This window comes from Nocardioides mangrovicus (assembly GCF_003674065.1).
Classification (GTDB): Bacteria; Actinomycetota; Actinomycetes; order Propionibacteriales; family Nocardioidaceae; genus Marmoricola; species Marmoricola mangrovicus.
Genome location: NZ_RDBE01000001.1, coordinates 183,585 through 207,132, shown reverse-complemented (window position 1 = coordinate 207,132; position 23,548 = coordinate 183,585). Strand labels below are relative to the sequence as shown.

At 72.7% G+C, this 23,548-nt stretch carries 23 protein-coding genes and 1 tRNA gene; 10 read left to right on the top strand and 14 right to left on the bottom strand.

The genetic code is table 11. From position 1 onward, the window contains the following. Positions 1-9: 9 nt before the first annotated feature. A complete protein-coding gene (locus D9V37_RS00980; RefSeq protein ID WP_121804263.1) occupies positions 10-1,431 on the bottom strand; it encodes an amidase in 1,422 nt (473 codons plus the stop codon). A 23-nt stretch (positions 1,432-1,454) separates the two neighbouring features. Between D9V37_RS00980 and D9V37_RS00975 the strand changes: the two genes are divergently transcribed. Further along, positions 1,455-2,819, top strand: a complete 1,365-nt coding sequence (locus tag D9V37_RS00975) for an FAD-binding oxidoreductase (protein ID WP_121804262.1) — start codon at positions 1,455-1,457, stop codon at positions 2,817-2,819. Here D9V37_RS00975 and D9V37_RS00970 read toward each other — a convergent pair. Next, positions 2,797-3,354 (bottom strand): GrpB family protein, encoded by a 558-nt coding sequence (locus D9V37_RS00970; RefSeq protein WP_121804261.1) that lies wholly within the window; start codon positions 3,352-3,354, stop codon positions 2,797-2,799. The genes D9V37_RS00975 and D9V37_RS00970 overlap by 23 nt on opposite strands. Positions 3,355-3,471: 117 nt before the next feature. Between D9V37_RS00970 and D9V37_RS00965 the strand changes: the two genes are divergently transcribed. The 4 genes from D9V37_RS00965 to D9V37_RS00950 all read left to right on the top strand — a co-directional run bounded on the left by D9V37_RS00965 (position 3,472) and on the right by D9V37_RS00950 (position 9,470). Further along, the gene (locus D9V37_RS00965) at positions 3,472-4,563 is read left to right on the top strand and encodes a pyridoxal-phosphate-dependent aminotransferase family protein (protein WP_121804260.1); all 1,092 of its coding nucleotides are present in this window, start codon (positions 3,472-3,474) and stop codon (positions 4,561-4,563) included. 75 nt (positions 4,564-4,638) lie between these two features. Next, on the top strand, positions 4,639-6,555 hold the full coding sequence (locus D9V37_RS00960) for an MDR family MFS transporter (RefSeq protein ID WP_198412311.1): 1,917 nt from the start codon (positions 4,639-4,641) through the stop codon (positions 6,553-6,555). A gap of 73 nt (positions 6,556-6,628) precedes the next feature. Next, positions 6,629-7,450, top strand: a complete 822-nt coding sequence (locus D9V37_RS00955; protein WP_121804259.1) for a dolichyl-phosphate beta-glucosyltransferase — start codon at positions 6,629-6,631, stop codon at positions 7,448-7,450. Position 7,451: 1 nt separating this feature from the next. After that, a complete protein-coding gene (locus D9V37_RS00950) occupies positions 7,452-9,470 on the top strand; it encodes an ArnT family glycosyltransferase (RefSeq protein ID WP_121804258.1) in 2,019 nt (672 codons plus the stop codon). 39 nt (positions 9,471-9,509) lie between these two features. Here D9V37_RS00950 and D9V37_RS00945 read toward each other — a convergent pair whose 3' ends face one another. From D9V37_RS00945 to D9V37_RS00930, 4 genes are all read right to left on the bottom strand, one after another. After that, complete coding sequence (locus D9V37_RS00945; protein ID WP_121804257.1) at positions 9,510-10,103, bottom strand: DNA-3-methyladenine glycosylase I; 594 nt, start codon at positions 10,101-10,103, stop codon at positions 9,510-9,512. 2 nt (positions 10,104-10,105) lie between these two features. Beyond that, positions 10,106-10,981, bottom strand: a complete 876-nt coding sequence (locus D9V37_RS00940; protein ID WP_121804256.1) for a homocysteine S-methyltransferase family protein — start codon at positions 10,979-10,981, stop codon at positions 10,106-10,108. A 62-nt stretch (positions 10,982-11,043) separates the two neighbouring features. Further along, the gene (locus D9V37_RS00935) at positions 11,044-11,955 is read right to left on the bottom strand and encodes a pirin family protein (RefSeq protein ID WP_232524670.1); all 912 of its coding nucleotides are present in this window, start codon (positions 11,953-11,955) and stop codon (positions 11,044-11,046) included. Between the two features lie 37 nt (positions 11,956-11,992). Then, positions 11,993-12,277 (bottom strand): DUF1540 domain-containing protein, encoded by a 285-nt coding sequence (locus D9V37_RS00930; protein ID WP_121804894.1) that lies wholly within the window; start codon positions 12,275-12,277, stop codon positions 11,993-11,995. Between the two features lie 151 nt (positions 12,278-12,428). Between D9V37_RS00930 and D9V37_RS00925 the strand changes: the two genes are divergently transcribed. Together D9V37_RS00925 and D9V37_RS00920 are read left to right on the top strand one after the other, a co-directional pair. After that, positions 12,429-13,511 (top strand): LLM class flavin-dependent oxidoreductase, encoded by a 1,083-nt coding sequence (locus D9V37_RS00925; RefSeq protein ID WP_121804255.1) that lies wholly within the window; start codon positions 12,429-12,431, stop codon positions 13,509-13,511. After that, positions 13,511-14,110, top strand: coding sequence for an FMN reductase (locus D9V37_RS00920; RefSeq protein ID WP_121804254.1), 600 nt, complete (start codon positions 13,511-13,513; stop codon positions 14,108-14,110). The genes D9V37_RS00925 and D9V37_RS00920 overlap by 1 nt, the downstream gene beginning before the upstream one ends. Positions 14,111-14,212: 102 nt before the next feature. Here D9V37_RS00920 and nadC read toward each other — a convergent pair whose 3' ends face one another. From nadC to nadA, 3 genes are read right to left on the bottom strand one after another with little or no spacing between them, the layout of a single operon-like run. Next, positions 14,213-15,022, bottom strand: coding sequence for a carboxylating nicotinate-nucleotide diphosphorylase (gene nadC / locus D9V37_RS00915; protein ID WP_121804253.1), 810 nt, complete (start codon positions 15,020-15,022; stop codon positions 14,213-14,215). Further along, positions 15,022-16,419, bottom strand: a complete 1,398-nt coding sequence (locus D9V37_RS00910) for an L-aspartate oxidase (protein ID WP_198412310.1) — start codon at positions 16,417-16,419, stop codon at positions 15,022-15,024. Before D9V37_RS00910 ends, nadC begins: the two co-directional genes overlap by 1 nt. Continuing rightward, on the bottom strand, positions 16,416-17,387 hold the full coding sequence (gene nadA / locus D9V37_RS00905; RefSeq protein ID WP_121804252.1) for a quinolinate synthase NadA: 972 nt from the start codon (positions 17,385-17,387) through the stop codon (positions 16,416-16,418). Before nadA ends, D9V37_RS00910 begins: the two co-directional genes overlap by 4 nt. A 52-nt stretch (positions 17,388-17,439) precedes the next feature. Here nadA and D9V37_RS00900 point away from each other — a divergent pair, with 52 nt between their 5' ends. After that, positions 17,440-18,126, top strand: a complete 687-nt coding sequence (locus tag D9V37_RS00900; protein WP_121804251.1) for an NUDIX hydrolase — start codon at positions 17,440-17,442, stop codon at positions 18,124-18,126. An 88-nt stretch (positions 18,127-18,214) separates the two neighbouring features. Further along, entirely contained in the window at positions 18,215-19,777 is a 1,563-nt protein-coding gene (locus tag D9V37_RS00895) for a GAF domain-containing protein (protein ID WP_121804250.1), read from the top strand. 24 nt (positions 19,778-19,801) lie between these two features. Here D9V37_RS00895 and D9V37_RS00890 read toward each other — a convergent pair whose 3' ends face one another. From D9V37_RS00890 to D9V37_RS00870, 5 genes are all read right to left on the bottom strand, one after another. Next, positions 19,802-20,779, bottom strand: coding sequence for a zinc-binding dehydrogenase (locus D9V37_RS00890; protein WP_121804249.1), 978 nt, complete (start codon positions 20,777-20,779; stop codon positions 19,802-19,804). Positions 20,780-20,844: 65 nt separating this feature from the next. Further along, positions 20,845-21,279, bottom strand: coding sequence for an organic hydroperoxide resistance protein (locus D9V37_RS00885; protein WP_121804892.1), 435 nt, complete (start codon positions 21,277-21,279; stop codon positions 20,845-20,847). Positions 21,280-21,284: 5 nt separating this feature from the next. Further along, positions 21,285-21,740 carry a MarR family winged helix-turn-helix transcriptional regulator gene (locus D9V37_RS00880; RefSeq protein WP_198412309.1) on the bottom strand — a complete coding sequence of 152 codons (456 nt, stop codon included), beginning with the start codon at positions 21,738-21,740 and terminating at the stop codon, positions 21,285-21,287. Between the two features lie 46 nt (positions 21,741-21,786). Next, positions 21,787-22,758: an isopenicillin N synthase family dioxygenase gene (locus D9V37_RS00875; RefSeq protein ID WP_121804890.1), complete on the bottom strand. Its 972-nt coding sequence runs from the start codon at positions 22,756-22,758 to the stop codon at positions 21,787-21,789. Between the two features lie 123 nt (positions 22,759-22,881). Next, positions 22,882-22,963, bottom strand: a tRNA-Tyr gene (locus D9V37_RS00870). A gap of 92 nt (positions 22,964-23,055) precedes the next feature. Here D9V37_RS00870 and D9V37_RS00865 point away from each other — a divergent pair. Further along, entirely contained in the window at positions 23,056-23,547 is a 492-nt protein-coding gene (locus D9V37_RS00865) for a YajQ family cyclic di-GMP-binding protein (protein ID WP_121804889.1), read from the top strand. Position 23,548: the final 1 nt, after the last annotated feature.

Here is a 23,548-nt window from a genome sequence, read left to right as displayed (position 1 = left end):
CTGGGCAGGTCAGCGGTCCTGGATCCGCCGGAAGGGGGCGAGCTGCTCGACCTCGAAGGCCAGCCCGAGCAGCGTCGCCTCGCCGCCGGTGGGCGCGGAGGCCATGACGCCGATCGGGGTGCCGTCGGCCGAGGTGGCGGTGGGCAGCGAGATCGCGGGCTCGCCGGTGGCGTTCTGCCACGGAGTGAAGGCGACCCACTCGAGGAGGCGGGCCAGCACCGTCTCGTAGGGCTGGCCGGGGTCGAGCACGCCCAGCGGCGGCGTCGGGTGGGCGAGCACCGGGCTGAGGACCACATCGAAGCGCTGGTCGGACCAGAAGCGCTGGGAGACCGCCGTGGAGGACCGCAGCCGGCGTACGGCGGCCGGGAAGCGCCAGCCGTGGCGGTGGAAGTGGCGCGCCAGCCCCTGCGTGAGGTGGTCGGTGGCCCGGCGGTCGAAATGCCGGCCGAGGCTGACCCGGCCGGTGTCGCAGATGAGCGCGGCCAGGAAGCCCCACAGCAGCACGAAGTCGTCGGCGAAGGTCTCGGGCGCGGGCACCGTCGTGGCTCGGACGTGGTGGCCGGCGTCGTCGAGCAGGCCGCCGAGCGACTCGACGGCCGCGACGTTCTCGGCGTCGACGGTCCGCTCGCCGATGCTGGCGGTGACGACCCCCACCCGCAGGCGTTTGCGGCTCGGGCCGCGGATGTCGCCGACGGGCGGCAGCGAGAGCTCGCGGTAGACCCTCTCCGACTCGCGCAGGAACGCGGCGGTGTCGCGGACGCTGCGCGTGAGGACGCCGTCGGCGACCAGCCGCACCGGCATCTGCCGGTTCAGCGCCTCGGTGGGGGTGCGGCCACGGGTGGGCTTGAGCCCCACCAGGCCACAGCACGAGGCCGGGATCCGGATCGAGCCACCGCCGTCGTTGGCGTGCGCGAGCGGCACCGCGCCGGAGGCGACCAGCGCCGCGGCCCCGGCCGAGGACGCTCCGGCGGTGCGGGCGGGGTCCCACGGGTTGCGCACGGGGGGCCAGCCGGAGTCCGGGGCGAACTCGGCGGAGGCGCTGAAGCCGAACTCGGAGAGCTGGGTCTTGCCCAGGGTGACCAGGCCGAGGGCGCCGAGCACTCGGGCGACGTCGCCGTCGCGCGCGGCCGGCCGGGCCACCCATGCCCGCGAGCCCTGCTGGGTGGGCAGGCCCGCGACGTCGGCGTTGTCCTTGACCAGGGTCGGGATGCCGGAGAACCAGCCGGGCCGCTGCTCGGCGGCGTCGGTCCGGGCACGGTCGTAGGCCCGGTAGGCGACCGCGCCCAGCTCGGGGTCGACCCGCTCCGCACGCGCGATGGCCGCGTCGACCAGCTCGCGAGGCGAGACCGTGCCGGCCTGCAGCCGTTCGCGCAGCCCCACGGCGTCGTCGTCGGCCAGCGCGTCGTCACCGAAGGCATGGACTCGTGCCACGCCCCGGACGATAGTGGGGCGCCATGCACCCCTCTGTGATCGAGCTCACCGAGGCGCTCCCGGACGGCGTCGTGCTCACCGACCCCGACGCGCTCGAGCGCTACCGGCACGACTGGTCGCACGACGTCACCGCCGGAACCCCTGCCGCGGTCGTGCGCGCGGAGTGCGCCGAGCACGTGCAGGAGGCGGTCCGCTGGGCCGCCCGCCACGGCGTCGCGGTGGTGCCGCGCGGCGCGGGCAGCGGGCTCTCCGGTGGCGCCTCGGCGGTCGAGGACGGCCTGGTGATCAGCCTGGAGCGGATGCGGGACATCGAGATCGACACCGCCTGCCGGGTTGCCGTGGTCGAGCCCGGCGCCCTCAACGTCGAGGTCAAGCAGGCGGCGGCGCAAGAAGGGCTCTGGTACCCGCCGGACCCGTCGTCGTTCGAGATGTGCTCCATCGGCGGCAACGTCGCCACCAACGCCGGCGGCCTGTGCTGCGTGAAGTACGGGGTGACGACCGACTACGTGCTCGGGCTCGACGTCGTGCTGGCCGACGGCACCCTCGTCACGCTCGGCGGCAAGCGGATCAAGGACGTCGCCGGGCTCTCGCTGCTCAAGCTGTTCGTCGGCAGCGAGGGCACGCTGGGCATCGTCACCCGCGCCATCCTGCGGCTGGTGCCCGCCCAGTCCGAGCGCGCGACGCTGGTGGCGGTCTTCGACTCGATGACCGACGCCTCGCGCGCCGTCGTCGCCATCGGGGCGAAGGTGCGGCCCTCGATGATGGAGCTGATGGACAACGCCTCCATCAACGCGGTGGAGGACTGGCGCTCCCACGGCCTGGACCGCAGCGCCGGCGCCCTGATGATCGCCCAGTCCGACGCCCCCGGCGAGGCGTGCGCGCTGGAGCTGGCGGTGATGGAGCAGGCGTGTGCGGCCGCCGGCGCCACCGAGGTGGCCACCACCACCGACCCCGCCGAGTCGGAGATGTTCGTCGCCGCCCGTCGCAACGCCTTCCTCGCACTCGAGCAGCAGGGCTCGCTGCTGCTCGAGGACGTCGGCGCCCCGGTGCCGCTGCTGCCGACGCTGATCGACGGCATCGCGGCGATCGCCGCCGAGCACGAGGTGCGCATCCCGGTCGTCGCCCACGCCGGCGACGGCAACACCCACCCCATCATCGTCTTCGACCCGGCCGACCCCGCCGTCGAGAAGCGGGCCCGCCTCGCCTTCGACGAGGTGATGTCGCTGGCCATCGGCCTGGGCGGCACCATCACCGGCGAGCACGGCGTGGGCCGCGCGAAGCGGGCGGCCCTGCCCGACCAGCTCGGTCCCGACGTCATGGCGCTCTCGCGCCGGGTCAAGGACGCCCTCGACCCCGCCGGGATCCTCAACCCCGGGGCGGTCCTGTAGGGCGGTTGACCGCGTCGATCGCTGCCCGCTCGGCCTGCTCGACGCCGGCCGCGGCCAGGATGCGCTGCACGACGTCGCTCTTGTGGGCGATGTACTCGTCGATGTCCGCCGCCTCGCGACCGGCCCGTCGCTTGGTCTCCGCGTACTCCTCGCGCAGCGCCGCGTGCTCGCGCAGCACCCGGCGCACGCCCAGGTGGTTGCGCAGCGACAGTGATCCCTCGACGACGACGTAGGTATGGGTGGGGCCGAGCCGCTCGGGTGCGCGGAAGGCGTACCGCTCGGGGACGCCCAGATCGCCACGGGCGACGAACCCGAGCGATTCCATCACCGCGGACGCAGCGGCGACGTGGTCGGGCCCGACCACGACGTCGATGTCGATGACCGGCTTGGCCGCGAGTCCGGGCACCGACGTACTGCCGACATGCTCGATCGCCACCACCGGAACCTCTGCCGCCGCCAGCGCCTCGGCGTACTCCTCGCGGAGCGCCTCGAAGCGGCCGGGCCAGGCGGGGTCGTACTCCTCGACGAGGATCACCTCGGGACCGTACTTCCCACGATGAACGTCCACTTCCCACAGGTCCTACGTCGTGGGAGGTGGCCGTTCACCATGCCACCATGGTGAACGAGCGACGGCTGTGGTTACGTCGGCTCCATGATCCTCGAGCGCCACCTCTTCGGTCCCGGTCCGTCCAACCCCTACCCGGAGGCGACGGCGGCGCTGGGGCTGCCGATCCTGGGGCACCTCGACCCGGCGTTCCTGGCGATGATGGACGAGACCTGCGAGTGGCTGCGGACGGTGTGGGGCACCGCCAACGCGCGCACGCTGCCGCTCAGCGCCACGGGGTCCGCGGGCATGGAGGCGGCCTTCGTCAACACCGTGCACGAGGGCGACGTGGTGGTCGTGGCGGTCAACGGACTGTTCGGGCAGCGGATGTGCGACGTCGCCGCCCGCTGCGGTGCCGAGGTGGTGCCGGTGGAGCACGAGTGGGGCACGCCGGTCGACGTCGACCGGGTGACCGGCGCCCACCCGAGCCCGGCGATCATCGCCGCGGTCCACGCCGAGACCTCCACCGGCGTGCGCTCCGACATCGCGGGCCTGGGCGCGGGCAAGGGCGACGCCCTGCTGCTCACCGACGCGGTCACCAGCATCGCCGGCATCGAGCTGCACGCCGACGAGTGGGGCATCGACGTCGGCTACGCGGGCACGCAGAAGTGCCTGGGCGTCGCGCCCGGGCTCGCGCCGTTCACCATCAACGACCGCGCCTTCGAGCGCCGGGTCGAGAAGCCGCGGTCGTGGTACCTCGACCTCGGGCTGCTGGGCGGTTACGTCGGCGAGGCCGGCACGAAGGCCGGTGGCGGACGCACGTACCACCACACCGCGCCGGTGGCGATGGTCGCCTCGCTCCACGCCGGGCTGGGCCGGATCCTGGAGGAGGGTCTGGAGTCGGTGTGGGCGCGGCACGCCGCCGCCGGCCAGCAGCTGCAGGACGGGCTGGAGCAGCGCGGCCTGGAGCTGTTCGCCGAGAAGGGCTCGCGGCTGCCGGAGCTGACCACGGTCAAGGTGCCCGACGGCGTCGACTCCGCCGCGGTGCGCGCGCGCCTGCTGGAGCGGTTCGGGCTCGAGATCGGCGCAGGAGCCGGCGCCTACGCCGCCACCGTCTGGCGGATCGGGCTGATGGGCCACAACGCCCGGCCCGACGCCGTCGAGCTGGTGCTCGCCGCCCTGGACGAGGTCCTGGCGTAATCCGAAGCGGTTCGCGTTGATTGTCGAAGACAACTATCCTGGACCGGCACTCACAACCCGACCTTCAGGAGACTCGTGGCCACCACGACCTCGGCGCCCGCCGCAGAGGAGTCCACCGGCGAGTACACCCACGCCCAGATCCTCACCATCTTGTCCGGCCTGCTCCTGGGCATGTTCCTCGCCGCCCTGGACCAGTCGATCGTCGGTACGGCGATCCGCACCATCTCCGATGACCTCAACGGCCTCTCGATCCAGGCCTGGGTCACGACGGCGTACCTGATCACCTCGACGATCACGACGCCGATCTACGGCAAGCTCGGCGACCTCTACGGCCGCAAGAAGCTGTTCCTGTTCGCGATCACCGTCTTCATCATCGGCTCCGCCGCCTGCTCGTTCGCCACCTCCATGTACGAGCTCGCCGCGCTGCGCGCCTTCCAGGGTCTCGGCGCCGGCGGTCTGTTCACCCTCGTGCTCTCGATCATCGGCGACATCGTCTCGCCGCGCGAGCGGGCCAAGTACACCGGTTACTTCATGGGCGTCTTCGCCACCTCCAGCGTGCTGGGCCCGGTGGCCGGCGGGCTGTTCGCCGGCGCCGACTCGATCCTCGGCATCACCGGCTGGCGCTGGGTGTTCCTGGTCAACGTGCCGATCGGCATCCTGGCCCTCTTCGTGGTCACCAAGAACCTGCACCTGCACCACCAGCGCCGCGAGGCACGTATCGACTGGTGGGGCGCGGTCTCGCTGGTCATCGCGGTCGTGCCGCTGCTGGTCGTCGCCGAGCAGGGCCGCGACTGGGGCTGGACCTCCGAGCGCTCGTGGGCCTGCTACGTGATCGGCGTGGTCGGCATCGCACTGTTCGCCTTCGTCGAGGCGCGCATGCACGACGACGCGCTCATCCCGCTGCGGATCTTCTCCAACCGCACGATGACGGTGACCATCATCGCCAGCATCATCGTCGGCGCCGCGATGTTCGGCGCGATCACGGTGCTGCCGCAGTACATGCAGATCGTCCACGGCGCGAGCCCCACGAAGTCCGGCCTGATGATGCTGCCCATGGTGGTGGGCCTGATGACCACCGGCATCATCGCCGGCCAGGTGACCAGCAAGACCGGCAAGATCCGGATCTTCCCGATCATCGGCACCGGCCTGGGCGGGGTGATGATGATCGTGCTGTCGTTCATCACCGCCGACACCAGCCTGGTGCTGGTCATGGTCGGGATGCTGTTCCTCGGCCTGGGCATCGGCGGGTGCATGCAGCCGCTGACGATCATCGCGCAGAACGCCGTGCCGCCCCGCGACATCGGCGTGGCCACCGCCTCGGCCACGTTCTTCCGCCAGATGGGCGGCACGCTCGGTGTCGCGGTGTTCTTGTCGCTGCTCTTCAGCACCCTGGGCGACAACATCAAGTCCGCCTTCGCCGACGCGGCGCCGGCCATCAAGGCGGCCGCGGCCAGCGGCTCGATCCCGAAGACGGCGATCGACAAGGAGGTGCTCTCGGGCAGCACCGGCGTGATCTCGCAGGTGCAGAACGACTCCTCGATCATCAACCGGATGTCGGATGTGCTCTCGCACCCGTTCAAGGTCGGCTTCTCGGACTCGATGAGCACGGTGTTCCTCGGCGCCGGGTGCGTGCTGATCTTCGGCTTCCTGGTGACGCTGCTGATGCCGAAGGTCGAGCTGCGCGCCTCCTCGGCACAGGCGGCGGCCCGGGCCGAGCGTGACACGGCCAACGGCAACGGCAACGGCAACGGCAACGGCAACGGGCACACCGCCGCCGACGCGGTCGCGGCCTCGCACCCGGTCGGCACCGCCGAGATCTCCCAGCTCGCCGAGGCCGACGCCGAGGCCGACCTGCAGCGCGACCACGACGGCCTGGCCCACGAGGGCAGCCACGCCGCGGCCATCCCGACGGTGGTCGGCGAGCACCCCAGCGACCCCGACCCGGCGGACGGCCGGCACGCCGGATCGCCGGGCCGTCACGCTGCGCCGTAGCGGCGTCGCTGCTCACAGAAAACCCACAGAACAACCCCACGCCGCGGCGAGGTGGGCGGGCGAGTCTCGGTACATGACCGAGACCACCGCCCCGCCCCCGACCCGCGTCACCCGCCTGGAGCGCCGCTCCCCGCTGCTCGAGGTCGTCATCCCCGTCTACAACGAGGAGGCGTCGCTCGCCGGCAGCGTACGGCGCGTGCACGCCTTCGTCCGGCGCGAGCTGCCGTTCGACGTGCGGATCACGGTGGCCGACAACGCCAGCACGGACCGCACCGAGGAGATCGGCCGCGGCCTCGCCGACGACCTGCCCGGCGTGGCGTACCTGCGGCTGGCGCAGAAGGGCCGGGGTCGCGCGCTGCGCACCGCCTGGCTCGCCTCCGACGCAACCGTCGTGGCGTACATGGACGTCGATCTCTCCACCGACCTGTCCGCACTCCTGCCGCTGGTGGCCCCCCTCCTGACCGGTCACTCCGAACTGGCCATCGGCACCCGGCTGCACCGTGACTCCCACGTCGTGCGCGGACCCAAGCGGGAGTTCATCTCTCGCTGCTACAACCGACTGCTGCGCACTCTGTTGCGGGCCAGATTCTCCGACGCCCAGTGCGGCTTCAAGGCCATCCGCCGCGACACCGCCGGCTCCTTGCTGCCGGCCGTGGTGGACCAGGAGTGGTTCTTCGACACCGAGCTTCTCGTGCTGGCCGAGCGGATGGGTCTTCGTGTCCACGAGGTCCCGGTCGACTGGACCGACGACCCCGACAGCCGCGTCGACATCGTCGACACCGCGGCGAAGGACCTGCGCGGGATGTGGCGGATCCGCAGCGCCCGCGCCCAGGTCGCGGCCGTCGCCTCGGCCACCGACCAGCTCGTTCCCACCACGATCCGAGAGGCGGCCTGAGATGGCCCACGCACCCGTGCTCGACCGGTCGACCACCCGACCCTCCCCGCCACCGCGGCGCGACCCCGCGTGGGTCCGTCCTGCCCTCCTGGCGCTCCTGGTGGCCACCGGAGGCCTCTATCTCTGGCAGCTCAGCTCCTCGGGCTACGCCAACTCCTACTACGCCGCAGCCATCCAGGCAGGCTCACAGAGCTGGAAGGCCTGGTTCTTCGGAGCGCTCGACGCCGCCTCGTCCATCACCGTGGACAAGCCGCCGGCGTCGCTGTGGCTACCCGGTCTCCTGGCCCGCGTCGTCGGCTTCAACAGCTGGACGCTGCTCATTCCCCAGGCGCTGGAGGGCGTCGCCGCGGTCGGCCTGCTGTTCGCCGCCGTGCGCCGCGTGGCGGGCCCGGTCGCCGGCCTCGCGGCGGGTGCGCTGCTCGCGCTGACCCCGGCCGCCGTGCTGATCTTCCGCTTCGACAACCCCGACGCCCTCCTGCTGCTGCTCGTCGTCGCGGCGACCTACTGCGTGACCCGAGCGCTCGAGGACGGTCGGACGAAGTGGCTGGCGCTGGCCGGCGTCGCGCTCGGCTTCGGGTTCTTGACCAAGAGCGGCCAGGCGCTCCTCGTGCTGCCTGCGCTCTCCCTGGCCTACCTCGCACTCGGACCGAACGGGGTGTGGAAGCGGGTGCGGCAGCTGCTGCTGGCCGGCGTCACCCTGGTCGTCTCGGCCGGTTGGTGGATCCTGGCCGTCCTGCTGTGGCCCGCAGCCGACCGCCCCTACATCGGTGGGAGCACCGACAACAACCCGCTGGAGCTGGCCTTCGGCTACAACGGTCTGGGCCGTCTGTTCGGCGGCTCGGGCAACATGAGCGGCGGTGGAGGCGGCCAGAACTCCAGCTTCGGCGGCTCGACCGGGCTGCAGCGCATGTTCAGCGGCGAGTTCGGCCTGGAGATCTCCTGGTTGCTGCCGGCCGCGCTCGTCGCCATCGCCGCGCTGTTCTGGGTGACCCGCTCGGCTCCTCGCACCGACCGACTGCGTGCGGCGGCCCTGGTGTGGGGCGGCTCGCTGCTCGCCACCGGTCTGACGTTCAGCTTCATGCAGGGCACCATCCACCCCTACTACTCGGTGGCCCTCGCCCCGGCCATCGCCGCACTGGTGGCCATCGCCGGCCGCGAGCTGTGGGTGCGCAACAGTGCCGCGTGCCACGCGCTCCTCATCGCCATGGTGGTCGCGACGTCTGCCTGGGGCGTGCACCTGCTGACCACCGGCGGCACCCCCACGGTCTACGTCGTCGTGGCGATCGCGCTCGGGGTCGCAGCCACTCTCGGCCTGATGACCCGTTGGCTGGCCGGCGGCTCGGTCCGGCGCGGTCTTCCCGCCCTGGCCCTGGTCGGCGTCCTCGCGGTCGCGGCGCCCATCGCCGACTGGGGTCTGCGCACGGCGAACACCCCGCACACCGGCAGCATCCCGACCGCGGTCTCCGACTCCTCCTCGTCGTCCTCCAGCAACGCGATGGGTGGCGGCATGGGCGGTGGCGGCACCAAGCCGAGCGGCACCAAGCCGAGCGGCACGAAGGCCAGCGGCACCCGGCCCAGCGGCAACCCCCCGAGCCGCTCGGGCTCGAGCTCCTCGGGCTCCTCGTCCTCCTCGAGCAGCTCCGGGTCGTCGTCGCGACCCAGCGGTGGCGGCGGTGGTGGCACGACGTCGGTCAGCAGCAGGTTGGCGAAGGCGCTGGAGTCCACGACGACCACCTGGTCGGCGGCCACCGTCGGAGCTCAGAACGCGGCGTCCTACGAGCTGGCGACCGGTACCTCGGTGATCGGCATCGGCGGGTTCTCCGGCTCCGACGACGCTCCTACGCTGGCCCAGTTCAAGGCCTGGGTGAAGGAGGGGAAGATCACCTACTTCATCGCCAGCTCCGGTCAGGGCGGCGGTGGCGGGTCGTCGAGCGTCGGGACCCAGATCACCAACTGGGTCAAGAGCAACTTCACCGCCACCACGATCGGAGGCACGACCGTCTACGACCTGACCACCTGATCACCAGGGCCAGCTGACCCGCCACCTGCTGGTGGCGGGTCAGCTGCCCCATTCGCCGCTGGCGGCACGTCGGTGGCAGCCGATCAGGTGGGTGTCGACCAGGCCGACGGCCTCCATCAGCGCGTGCATCGTGGTGGGGCCGACGAAGCGGAAGCCGCGCTTGCGCAGGTCCTTGGACAGCGCGGTGCTCTCGGCGGAGACGGTGGGCATCTCGGCGGTGGTGGCCGGCCGCGGGGTGTCATCGGGGCGGTGAGCGCGGATGACCGACTCCAGGCCGCCGTGCTGGCGCAGCTCGGCCGCGGCGCGGGCGTTGCCCCGTGTGGCCTCGACCTTGGCCCGGTTGCGGACGATGCCGGGGTCGGTCAGCAGCCGCTCGAGGTCGGCGTCGGCCAGGGCCGCGACGGCGTCGACGTCGAAGCCGTGGAACACCTCACGGAACCGCTCGCGCTTGTCGAGGATCGTCCGCCATGACAGCCCGGCCTGGAAGGCCTCGAGCGAGAGCCGCTCGAACATCGCGGTCTCACCGCGCACCGGCATCCCCCACTCGGTGTCGTGGTAGCGACGCATCGCGGGGCCGTCGCCCCACGGACAGCGGGCGACGCCGTCGTCGCCGACCACCGGGCCCTCGGCCATCCTCAGACGCCGACGGCCAGCTGGTCCGCCATCGCGCGCACGTGGGCGGGCGTCGAGCCGCAGCAGCCGCCGACGACGTCGACGCCGAGATCCACCAGTCGTCGCGCGTGGGCGCCGAGCTCGTCGGGCCCGACCGTGTAGACGAAGGTGTCACCGGAGACCTCGGGGAGCCCGGCGTTGGACTGCGCCACCAGCAGCACACCCTCGGGGCGCGCCTGCACCATCTCGGCGACGATGGTCTCCATCTCCTCCGGCCCACGGCCGCAGTTGGCGCCCACGCCGGTGGCGCCGGCCTCGGCCAGCGCGCGGACGGCGTCGCCGGGACGCACGCCCATCATGGTGCGCAGGTTGGTGTCGAAGCTGAGCGTCACCAGCACCGGCAGGTCGGGGGCGACCTCGTGGGCGGCGGCCACGGCGGCGCTCGCCTCGGCCAGGTCGCTCAGCGTTTCGATGAGGATCAGGTCGGCGCCGCCGTCGACCAGGCCGCGGATCTGCTCGGCGAAGATCGCCTGGGCCTCGGCCTCGTCCATGGTGCCCAGCGGCGCCATCAGCTCGCCGGTGGGCCCGACGTCGCCGGCGACCAGCAGGTCGTGGGCGTCGGCGACCTCGCGGGCGAGCCGAGCACCGGCCTCGCTCAGCTCGTGCACCCGCTCGCCCAGGCCGTGCATCTCCAGGCGGGGCCGGGTGCCGCCGAAGGTGTTGGTGGTCAGCAGCTGCGAGCCGGCCTCGGCGTACGCCCGGTGCAGCGCGCGGATGACGTCGGGGCGCTCGACGTTCCACAGCTCACCCGAGCCGCCGTCGTCGAGGCCGTGGTCCTGCAGCCAGGTGCCGGTGGCGCCGTCGAGCAGGACCGGGCGGGAGGAGAGATTCACAGGCACGGGGAGATGCTAGGCCGTGCGGACCAGGTCCACGGCCCACGTCCACAGCCCGGGTCCACGGCCTAGGTCCGCGGCGTCAGCCGCACCCCGCGGGGCATCTCGGGAGCCGGGATGCTGGGGTGACGGTCGTCGTCGGGGAGCGCGAACCGGCCCGGCTCGCCGTCGTCGAGCAGCGCCTGCCAGGCGCGGCGGTACTCGGCGATCTCCTCGTGGCTGCGGCCCACGAAGTTCCACCACATCACCAGTCGCTCGCCCAGCGGGACCCCGCCGAGCAGCACCAGCCGGGTGGGCTCGAGGGCCTGCAGCTGCAGCGTGTTGTGCCCGGGCGGCACGTAGCCCAGGCGGGAGCCGGCGACCGGCTCGCCGTCGAGCACCACATTGCCGGTGTCGACCAGCACGCCGTGCTCGTAGGCAGGATCGACCGGCACGGTGAGCCGGACGCCGGCGGCGAGGGTGAGCTCGGCACCGAGCAGCCCGGAGTAGGTCGTGACCGGTGAGCGGCCGCCGAGCACCGCACCGAGGAAGACCCGCGCCCACCAGCCGTGGCCGTCGACCACCGGGGGCACGTAGTGCTCGAACCCGGGCTCTATCTCGCGGCTGGCGTCGGGCAGCGCCAGCCACAGCTGGACGCCGTGCAGCACCTCGGTGCCGTCGGTGGAGATCTCGGAGTGGCTGATGCCGCGCCCGGCTGTCATCAGGTTCATCTCGCCGGGGCGGACGACGGCGCGGTGACCGGCGCTGTCGCGGTGCTCGATCTCGCCGGTGAACAGCCAGCTGACGGTCTGCAGGCCCGTGTGCGGGTGTGGCGGCACGACCATGCCGCCGGTCTCGGCGACGGCGTCGGGCCCGTAGTGGTCGGCGAAGCACCACGCACCGATGGTCGTCCGGCCGCGGCTGGGCAGCGTGCGCCGGACCGTCATCGATCGCAGGCCTCCGAGCGGGACGTCTCGGGGACCGATCACCTCCACGCTCACGACCTCAGCGTAGGTCGCGAGCGCTACCGCGTCCGGCTCAGGCCGAGGCGGCGTAGGTCAGGCAGTCGGCCGGGTCGTCACCGGCGCCGATCTCGATGCTCTCGGCATGACACTCCAGCGACTCGTTGTGGACGCAGTCGGCACGGTGGCAGGCGCCCACCTGGGCGGTGGTGTCGTTGCCGGCCGGGGAGTCGGTGTGGATGTAGGTGCCGCAGGCGGAGTGGTCACCGGTGACGGTGATGGCTCCGGCATGACAGTCGTGGTCGTGGTTGTAGGAGCAACCCTCGACACTGCAGGTGCTGATGACGGGGAGCTGGGTCATGAGCCCACCATCGCCCCGACGCCGGCGCGCGTCCAGCCAGGTGAGGCTGCCCTCAGCGGCCGCCGCCGGCATCGGTCGCGTGTGGCTCACGGAATAGCCGTGACCACCAGATCGCTCGTATCATTGAACCTTCAACCAGTGGGGAGCGATCATGCAGTTCGGGATCTTCACCGTCGGCGACGTCACGCTCGACCCGACCACCGGGCGCGTGCCCACGGAGCAGGAGCGGATCAAGGCGACGGTCGCCATCGCCGAGAAGGCCGAGGAGGTCGGCCTGGACGTCTTCGCCACCGGCGAGCACCACAACCCGCCGTTCATCTCCTCCAACCCGACCGCGACGCTGGCCTTCGTCGCCGCGCGGACAGAGCGGATCATCCTCTCGACCGCGACCACCCTGATCACCACCACGGACCCGGTGCTCATCGCCGAGGACTACGCCAAGCTGCAGCACCTCGCCGACGGACGCGTCGACCTGGTGATGGGTCGCGGCAACACCGGACCGGTCTACCCGTGGTTCGGCAAGGACATCCGCCAGGGCCTCCCGCTGGCCGTCGAGAACTACGCGCTCCTGCACCGGCTGTGGCGCGAGACCGACGTCGACTGGCAGGGCCGGTTCCGCACCCCGCTGCAGGGCTACACCTCCTCGCCACGGCCGCTCGACGACGTGCCGCCCTTCGTCTGGCACGGGTCGATCCGCTCGCCGGAGATCGCCGAGCAGGCCGCGTACTACGGCGACGGCTTCTTCGCCAACCACATCTTCTGGCCCGCCTCGCACACCGAGCAGATGGTGGGGCTCTACCGGCGCCGCTTCGAGCACTACGGCCACGGCTCGGCCGACCAGGCCATCGTCGGCCTGGGCGGACAGGTGTTCATGCGGGCCAACAGCCAGGACGCGGTGCGGGAGTTCCGGCCGTACTTCGACAACGCCCCGGTCTACGGCCACGGCCCCTCGCTGGAGGACTTCATGGCCCAGACCCCGTTGACCGTCGGGAGCCCACAGCAGGTCATCGAGCGCACGCTGGGCTTCCGTGAGTACGTCGGGGACTACCAGCGCCAGCTGTTCCTCATGGACCACGCCGGACTGCCGCTGAAGACCGTGCTGGAGCAGCTGGACATCCTCGGCGAGCAGGTGGTGCCGGTGCTGCGCGAGGAGTTCGCGAAGCTCAAGCCGGCCCACGTGCCCGACGCGCCCACGCACCAGTCGCTGCTGGAGTCGCGACGGGTGGCCGCGTGATGCGCACCGTCGCCGTCGTCTCCGCCGGGCTCAGCAACCCCTCCACCACACGGCTGCTGGCCGACCGGCTGGCCGAGGCCACCGACCGTGCGCTGCGGCTGGGCGGCGAGCAGGTCGAGGTGGTGCACGTGGAGCTGCGCGACCTGGCGCACGCGCTCACCGACCACCTGCTCACCGGCTTCCCCAGCGGCCCGCTCGCCGAGGCGATCGCCGGTGTCGCCCGCGCCGACGCCCTCATCGCCGTGACGCCGGTGTTCAGCGCCTCCTACAGCGGCCTGTTCAAGACGTTCTTCGACGTCGTGGAGCCGGGCACGCTGGAGGGCAAGCCGGTGCTGCTGGCCGCCACCGCCGGCACCGCCCGCCACTCGCTGGTGGTCGACGTCGCCATGCGACCGCTCTTCGCCTACCTGCGGGCCGACGTCGTCGCGACCGGCGTCTTCGCCGCCACCGACGACTTCGGCGGCGCCGACGCCATCACCCCGCGCGTCGACCGCGCCGCCCGCGAGCTCGCCGACAAGGTCGTCGGGCGGCTCCCGGTGGCGGCTGTGGCCGACCCGTTCGCCGAGCCGGTGCCGTTCGAGGAGCTGCTGCGCGGATAGCCGTCATTCCCCGCACGTGCGGGGATTGCGGCTCCAGGGCAGGAGAAGACCTGACCACCGACCGCAGTTCATGACCCCTCGCCCGGTCGGTCCACCCCCGGCTCAGACGACGTCCAGCCCGACGTCGAGGACCACGACCGAGTGCGTGAGCGCCCCGACGGCGAGGTAGTCGACGCGGGTCGAGGCCACGGCTCGGGCGTTCTCGAGGCGCAGGCCGCCGCTGGCCTCGAGCATGACGCCGGCGGGGCGACGACGCACGGCCTCGCGGAGGTCGGCCAGCGAGAAGTTGTCGAGCAGCACCTGCTCCGCGCCGTGGTCGAGCGCCTCGTCGAGCTGGTCGAGGGAGTCGACCTCGACCTGCACCACCAGCGTGCCGCGCGGGTGGGCGGCGTAGGCCGCGTCCAGCGCCGCCCCGACTCCCCCGGCCGCCGCGACGTGGTTGTCCTTGATGAGGATCGCGTCGTAGAGGCCGGCGCGGTGGTTGACGCCGCCGCCGCAGCGCACGGCGTACTTCTGCAGGTCGCGCAGCAGCGGCAGCGTCTTGCGGGTGTCGCGGATGCGGGCGCCGGTGCCCTCGACCGCGTCGACCCACGCGCGCGTCGCGGTGGCGACGCCGCTGAGGTGGCCGAGCAGGTTGAGGGAGGTGCGCTCGAGGCGCAGCACCTCGCGAGCGGGTGCCTCCCAGACCGCGAGCCGCCGACCGGCCTCGACGCGGTCACCGTCGCTCGCGTCGACGACCAGACCCGGGCACAGCGCCTCCACCACCTGCAGCCCACATACGACGCCCGGCTGGCGGGTGACGTAGCCGACCCGCAGCACGGCGTCGGCGGGCACCGTGGCCAGCGAGGTGAGGTCACCGGCGTCGCCGAGGTCCTCGGCGAGGGTGGCGGCGAGCAGCGCGTCGAGGTCCATCACGCCACCAGCGCCGCAACGTCGGAGCGACGGTGGCAGCCCACGCTCTCGCGCCGGGCCAGCGCCGCCGCCACCACGGCCGCCGCCACCCGGCAGGTGGCGTCGAGCTCGATGCGCGGGGCGAGCCAGTCGGCCGCCCGGCCGAGCCCCTCGGCGTCGCGGACGATGCCGGCGTGGGCGTCCATCAGCGCCGAGGCCCGAGCGGCGAGCACCGGGTCGCGGGCGACGAGCACGTCGCGCGAGGCGCCGGCCGGCAGCGAGGGCAGCTCCAGGGTGAGGCCGGCCGCCACGCGGGCGCCGTAGACCAGCCCCTCGAGCAGGCTGTTGGAGGCCAGCCGGTTGGCGCCGTGGACGCCGGAGTCGGCCACCTCGCCGACGGCGTAGAGCCCGGGCAGGCTGGTGGCGCCCCAGCGGTCGGTGGTGACGCCGCCGCACAGGAAGTGCTGGGCCGCGCGCACCGGCACGAGGTCGCGGGCGGGGTCGACGCCGATCGCCTCGCAGGCCGCCGTCACGGTCGGGAAGTGCCGGCGGACCTCGGCCACCCCGCGGCAGTCGAGCCAGACGTGCTCGCCGCCGCCCGCCTCGTGGACGGCGGCCGCGACGACGTCGCGAGGGGCCAGGTCGGCCAGCGGGTGGCGACCCTGCATGAACGCCGTGCCCGCCCGGTCGCGCAGCACGGCGCCGTCGCCGCGCAGCGCCTCGGTGACCAGCGGCAGCTGGCCCGAGCCGCCCGTGGCCAGCGCGGTGGGGTGGAACTGCACGAACTCCAGGTGGCTGGTGGCCGCGCCCGCGGCCAGGGCCAGGGCGAGCCCGTCGCCGCGGACTCCCTCGGGGTTGGTCGTGGCGCCGTAGACGTGGCCCAGCCCGCCGGTGGCCAGCACCACGGCGCGAGCGGCGATGTGCTCGCCGTCGGCGGTCACGACGCCGGTCACCTGGCCCGCGGTGAGGCTGAGCCCGACGACCCGGGCGCGGCGGCGGTGCAGCGAGGAGCCGGCGGCGTGCAGCGTCCGCCAGACCTCGGCGCCCGTCGCGTCGCCGTCGGTGTGCACCACCCGGCGCCGGCCGTGGCCGCCCTCGCGGGAGCGCTGCAGCGAGCCGTCGGCCTCGCGATCCAGGCGGGCGCCGCGGCCGACCAGCTCGGCCACGCGAAGGGGACCCTCCTCGGTCAGCCGCCGCACGGCGTCGGGGTCGCAGAGCCCCGCGCCGGCGACCTGGGTGTCGACGGCGTGTTCCTCGGCCGGGTCGGACCCGAACGCCGCGGCGATGCCGCCCTGCGCCCACCGCGTGGAACCGTCGGCGTCCTCGAGCACCAGCACGTCGCGGGTCGCGGCCAGCCCGAGCGCCGCCGACATCCCGGCGACACCGGAGCCGACGACCACGACGTCGTGGGCGCTCACTCGCCACCGCCCGGCTCACCGAGGCGGATCATCGCCTCGACCGAGTGGCGCGCCCGCTCGGCAACCGCCGGCGGGACGCTCACCTCGTCGCGTCCCTCACGCAGGCAGCGCACCAGCAGGTCGGGCGTCGTCATCTTCATGTAGCGGCACGAGGCCTTCTCGTTCATGGCCAGGAACTCCGTGCCCGGCTTGGCCTTGCGCAGCTGGTGCAGCATGCCGATCTCCGTGGCTACCAGCACCGTCGAGGCCGTGGCGGCGCGCGCGGCCTCGACCATGCCACCGGTGGAGAGCACGTGGGTGCGCTCCTTCGGCAGCACGCCCTCCTCGGCCAGCCACAAGGCCGAGGTGGCGCAGCCGCACTCGGGGTGCACCAGCAGCTCGGCGTCCGGGTACGCCGCCACCTGGCGGCGGACGTCGTCGGGGCTGATGCCTGCGTGCACGTGGCACTCCCCCAACCACACCTGCAGGTTGCGGCGCCCGGTCACCCGACGCACGTGGGCGCCGAGGAACTGGTCGGGCAGGAACAGCACCGGCACGTCCTCGGGCACCGAGTCGACCACCTCGACGGCGTTGGAGGAGGTGCAGCAGATGTCGGCCTCCGCCTTCACCTCGGCCGAGGTGTTGACGTAGGCCACCACCACCGCGCCGGGGTTCTCCTCGCGCCAGCGGCGCACGTCGGCCGCGGTGACGGTGTCGGCCAGCGAGCAGCCGGCCTGGTCGGTCGGGATCAGCACCGTCTTGTCGGGGCTGAGCAGCTTCGCGGTCTCGGCCATGAAGTACACCCCACAGAGCACGATGGTCGAGGCGTCGGTGGTGGCCGCGTGCCGCGCGAGGGCGAGCGAGTCGCCGACGACGTCGGCGACGTCCTGGATCTCCGGACGCATGTAGTTGTGGGCCAGCACCAGCGCGTCTCGATGCCGCGCCAGCTCCTTGACCTCGCTCTGCCAGTCCGTCATCGTCGCGGTCATGTTTTCGCCTCACAGTCGATAACCGGTGTCGACGACACTAACATCGATCCGCGTGGAACCCTTCCCTGCCTACCCCCACGAGGTGCTGGGCATCGTGCTCTCGGTGCGCGAGCCGGGACTCAGCGTGCTGCTGTGGCGACGTCGCAGCGATCCCGACGCGGGCCGCTGGGCGCTGCCGGGCGGCGGGATCGGGCCACGACAGCGGCTGCGCGAGGCGATCACCGAGCACCTGGGAGCCAAGGTCGACGTCCGCGAGGTGGCCTGGCTGGAGCAGGTGGCCACCCACAGCAGGGTCGACCGCGACCCGCGGGCGCGAGTGCTGGCCACCGGCTACCTGGCCATCGTCCCGCCCGACGCCGAGCCGGCGCTGCCCGACGACACCGCGTGGCACCCGGTGGCCGACCTGCCGCCCCTGGCCTTCGACCACGTCGACTTCATCAGCGCCGCCAGCGAGCGGCTGCGGGCCAAGCTGAGCTACACCAACATCGGGTTCGCCCTGGCGCCGCGCGAGTTCACCATCCAGCGACTGCGCGAGGTGGTCAGCGCCGCCCTGGGATACGACGTCGGCGCCACCAACCTGCAGCGCGTGTCGACCCGGCGTGGGCTCATCGAACCCACCGGCGAGCACAGCGCCCCCGGCCCCGACGGCGGGCGGCCGGCCGCGCTCTACCGCTTCCGCAGCCGGGTGCTGGAGATCACCGATCCCTTCGCCGTGCTGCGTCCTCCCGAGCGCCGTTGACCTGAATCGCTCAAGAACCGCTGGGGAGTGCCGATCTCCAAGGGCGAGACACCGTTGTCATCGACCTGGAGAGCCCGGAGGGGTACCCGTGTTCACTCGATCTTCGCGCCAGGACCGGGCGCTGTCGTCGCAGGACTTGCTCGAGGAGAGCCGCCGCGACGCCAGGGCCGTGCTCAGCGTGCTCGAGGCGCTCGCCGGCGCCGAGGACGTCGACACCGCGGCGCGGCTGGCGCTCGACGCCGTCCGCGAGGCGTTCGGCCTGGCCTACGGCTCGTTCTGGCGCGTCGACCCCGAGGTCGGCGAGCTGCGCTTCGCTGTGGAGTCCGGGTCGGCCGGCGCGGAGTTCCGCGAGGTCACCATGCAGGCCAGCTTCGCCGAGGGCGTGGGGCTCTCCGGTCGCGCCTGGCGGGCCCGGGACCTCGTCTTCGTGCCCGAGCTGGCCGAGGTGACCGACTGCGTCCGCGCTCCCGCGGCCGGCCGGGCCGGGGTGCGCAGCGGCATCTGCTTCCCGATCCTGCACGCCGGTCGCGTGATCGGCACGATGGACTTCTTCGCCACCGAGACGCTCGACCCCAGCCCGGAGCGGCTGGCCGCGATGCGCGCGGTCGGGGTGCTGGTCAGCCAGGCCCTCGACCGGCTCTTCGAGGCCGACCAGCAGCGGCAGGCGTTCGCCGACCTCACGGCGGTGACCGTCGTGCTCAACGAGCTCGCCCGCGCTACCGACCGCAGCGCCGCGGTCACCGCCGCCCTGGACACCATCCGCCGCGAGTTCGGCTGGGCCTACGGGTCCTACTGGCAGATCGACCGCGACGCGGCCGTGCTGCGCTTCGCCCAGGAGTCGGGCACCGCCGGCGCCGAGTTCCGCGAGGTGACGCTGGCCGCCTCGTTCGCCGAGGGCGTCGGCCTGTCCGGGCGCGCCTGGCGGCAGCGCGAGCTGGTGTTCGTGGCCGACCTGGCCGAGGTCACCGACTGCGTGCGGGCCCCCGCCGCCGGCCGCGCCGGCGTCAAGTCCGGGGTCTGCCTGCCCATCCTGGTGCGCGGCGAGGTCGTCGGCACCATGGACTTCTTCGCCACCGAGACCCTCACCCTCTCCGACAGTCGTCGCGACGCGCTGCGCAGCACCGTCTCGCTGGTCTCGCACGCGTTCGAGCGACTCGACGCCTCCGACCGCGTCCGCGCGGCGGGCTCGGCGATGGTGGTCTCGATCGACGAGGTGGGCCGCAACGTCGACCGGGCCACGTCGGTGGCCGGCGGCGCGCTCGAGCTCACCTTGCAGGCCGACGCCGCGGCCGGTCGGCTCTCGGAGTCCAGCACGGCGATCGGCAACATCGTCAAGACGATCTCGACCATCGCCGGGCAGACCAACCTGCTGGCGCTCAACGCCACCATCGAGGCCGCCCGGGCCGGTCAGGCCGGCAAGGGCTTCGCGGTCGTGGCCGGCGAGGTCAAGGAGCTCGCCGCCGAGACCGCGCGGGCCACCGAGGACATCGGTCGACGGGTCGGCACCATCCAGACCGACGTCGCCGCCGTGGTCGAGGCACTCACCTCGATCGGCCGCACGGTCGAGGAGGTCACCCAGACCCAGGCCGAGATCGGCACCGTGCTCGCCGAGCAGAGCGCCGTGACCCGCGACGTGGTGGCCGACGCCTGAGCCGTCGACCACCGCGGAGCGAACCTAGGGCCGCAGCAGGACCTTGCCCACGCGACCGGGCTGCTGGGTGGCGCGCACCGCGTCGGCCACCTCCTCGAAGGGGTGGACGGCAGCGACCGGCAGCGTGAGCTCGCCGGCGGCGACCCGCTCGACCAGCTCGCGCAGCAGCGCCGCACGGACGGCCGGCTCCAGCTCGCGGCTGACCCGGGCTCCCCAGAAGCCCTTCACCGTGGCCTGCTTGAAGATCAGGTCGCCGGACCCGATCTCCATGACCGGCGAGTTCATCGCGCCGAAGGCCACCAGCGTGGCGTCGTCGGCCAGCACCGAGAGCACCTCGCCCGAGGCGCGACCGCCCAGCGAGTCGACTCCGGCCACCAGGGGCGCGCCGCCGGTCAGCGCAGCGACCTGCTCGCGCCAGTCCTCGGCGTCGGTGGCGACGATGCCCTCGATGCCCTGCTCGGCCAGCTCGGCCACGGCGGCGGAGCGGCGCACCAGGCCCACCACGTGCAGCCCGCGCGCCGCGGCCAGCTGGGCGACGATGCGCCCGACCGCGCCGTTGGCGGCGTTCTGCACCAGCCAGGATCCAGCCGGCAGGTCCAGGGAGTGCAGCAGGCTGATGGCGCTGAACGGCATCGCCACCAGCTGGGCCGCCGCCTCGTCCGGTACGCCGTCGGGCACCGGCAGCAACCCGGCCGCCGGCGCGATGACGTACTCCGCCCACACCCCGAAGGTCGCGCTGGAGACCACCCGCTGGCCGACCTCGAGACCCTCGACGCCGGGGCCGAGCGTGTCGACCACCCCCAGGGCCTCTGTGCCGGACGCCGCGGGCAGCTCCGGCTTGAAGCCGTAGGTGCCGCGGACGGTCCACAGGTCGTGCTGGTGGATGGGCGAGAGCACCGTGCGGATGCGAACCTCGCCCTCACCCGGCTCGGGCATCGGGCGCTGCTCGACCACGAGGACGGTCTCGGGCTCGGCGAAGGTGTGGTGCACGACGGCACGCATGGGGCGGTTCCTCCTGGGACTGCGGGGCGGGCTGGTGGCGGGAAGGGTGCTGAAGCTGGACGCGGTCAGTCGTCGCTGACGGTGATGGCGACGTCGATGTTGCCGCGGGTCGCGTTGGAGTAGGGGCAGACCTGGTGGGCGGCGTCGGCGAGCGCCTGCGCCTGGTCGTGGTCGAGGCCGGGGATGACGACCTCGAGCTCCACGGCGAGCTGGTATCCGCCCTCGCCGTTGGGGCCGATCTGCACCCGGCCGCCCACCGAGGATCCCTCGACGTCGACCTTCTCGCGGCGCGCGATGCCCTGCAGCGCGGAGTGGAAGCAGGCGGCGTAGCCCGCGGCGAAGAGCTGCTCGGGGTTGGTGCCCTCGCCCGATCCGCCCATCGCGGTGGGGACGGCGAGGTCGAGGGCGAACGAGCTGGTGGCGACGCGGCCGTTGCGGCCGGCGCCGGTGGAGAGCGCCTCGGCGGTGTAGAGGACCTCGGCGGGGCTGGTGGTGGACATGCTGGTCATTCCTTCCTGGTGGTGCCCGCGTCCGAAGCGACGCGGTGCATGGTCTCGGTGAGGCGCTGCAGGGTCTCGATGAGCTCGCGCGCGGCCTCCTGCCCGGAGAGCCCGGTGCCGGCGGCGATCCGCTGCGGGATATGGGCGAGCTCGGCGCGCAGCTCCTCGCCGCGCTCGGTGGTGGTCACGGTGACGATCCGCTCGTCGGGCGAGCGGCGCTGCTTCTCCACCCACCCCGCCTGCTCCATCCGTCGCAGCAGCGGCGAGAGGGTGCCGGAGTCCAGCTGCAGCCGGTCGCCCAGCGTGGTGACGCTCTGGTCGCCCTCGACCCACAGCTGCACCAGCACGAGGTACTGGGGATAGGTCAGCCCCCAGGGCTCCAGCAGCGCCCGGTAGGCCTGGGTGGTCGCGCGGGTGGCGGCGTAGAGCGAGAAGCAGACCATCTCGTCGGTGATGGGCATGCTTAAATGATTGCGCACAACCTGGTTGTGCACAATCAAATGTGGCTCAGCCCACCGCGGCGGCCCGGGTGCGCTCGGCCAGGTAGTCGGCCGCGACGACCGGCTCGTACTCCGCGGAGCCGCCGACCGGGGGCGGCAGCGGCGCGATCAGCTGGTCCATGTCGGCCTCGAAGAAGAGAATGACGCTGATCAGCTCCTCCCCCGGCGCCCGGTCGCTGGGCGGCAGGACGCGGTGCCGGGTCGAGCGCCACCGGTCCGCGGTCCAGCGGGCCAAGATGTCGGCGATGTTCACCGTCAGCGCGCCCTCGACGTAGGGGGCGTCGGCCCACTCACCGTCGGGGGTCTGCACCTGCAGGCCGCCGTACCCGGGCTGGCGGTCCAGGACGGTGAGCATGCCCCAGTCGGTGTGCGGAGCCACCCGGAACTGCCCGTGCTGGGCGGCGCCGACCTCGCTCAGCGGTGGGTAGCGGTTGAGGTTGAAGGTGTGCGGCGAGAGCCGGGTGCGGTCGTAGAAGTAGGACTCCTCCAGACCGAGGGCGGTGGCCAGCATCCGCAGCAGGTCGTCGTAGAGGCCGTGCGCCAGGTCCATCCAGCGCCGGCCGAGCTCCTCGAGACCGGGTACGTCGGGCCAGCGGTTGGGCACGAACCACTCCGCGTCGAGGGCGGCGTCGCCGGTGACCAGCTCGCGGCCGAAGGTGAGGCTCTCCTTGAGGTCGGCCTTCGCGGTGTCGGCCACCTCGCCGTAGAAGGCGTTGGCCTCCGAACCCCGCGCCAGCCAGCCACGGCCGCCGACGTGCGTGCGGTAGTGCTCCTTCTGCTCGGCCGGCAGCGCGAAGAAGGCGCGCGCCGCCGTACGCAGGTCGGCCAGCAGCTCGACGGGGATGCCGTGGTGCTCGACGAGGAAGAAGCCCGAGTCCTGCATCGCCCGGTCGAGCCGGGCGGCGATGGCGGCGCGGTCGGCGTCGTGCCCGTCGCGCCACAGCGAGAGGTCGATCAGCGGGATGTCCGGGGTGCTCACCCGCTGCACGCTAGGACATGGCGCAGCGCCGACACGGCTGCGTCACGACAACTTCTCGCCGTCGTGACAGCAGACGCACGAAGGGGCTCCGAGCGCATCGCTCGGAGCCCCTCACGTCGAACGTGGCAGGTGAAGGATTCGAACCTTCGAAGGCAAAGCCGACGGATTTACAGTCCGCTCCCATTGGCCGCTCGGGCAACCTGCCGGGTTCGCTGGCCGCGTAGTCTGACCCACGCAGCGCAGCCGAGGATAGCGCAGCGCGACTCAGCCGAAGAAATCGTGAAGGAGCCACCCACCGTGGCGGACTCGTCGTTCGACATCGTCAGCAAGCTCGACCACCAGGAGGTCGACAACGCGCTCTCGCAGACCTCCCGCGAGATCGCGCAGCGCTACGACTTCAAGGGCACCGGCGCCTCGATCTCCTGGTCGGGTGAGAAGGGCGTCGAGATCGAGGCCAACGCCGATGACCGCGCCACCGCGGTGCTCGACGTCTTCAAGGAGAAGCTGGTCAAGCGCGACGTGTCGCTGAAGGTGCTCGACGCCGGCGAGCCGCGCCAGTCCGGCCAGGTCTCCAAGATCAGCGTGGCGCTGAAGGAGGGCATCACCTCCGAGGACGCGAAGAAGATCGGCAAGCTGATCCGCGACGAGGGGCCCAAGGGCGTCAAGGCGCAGGTGCAGGGCGACGAGCTGCGCGTGAGCAGCAAGAAGCGCGACGACCTGCAGGCCGTCATCGCCCTGGTCAAGGCCCAGGACTACGACTTCGCGGTGCAGTTCACCAACTACCGCTGAG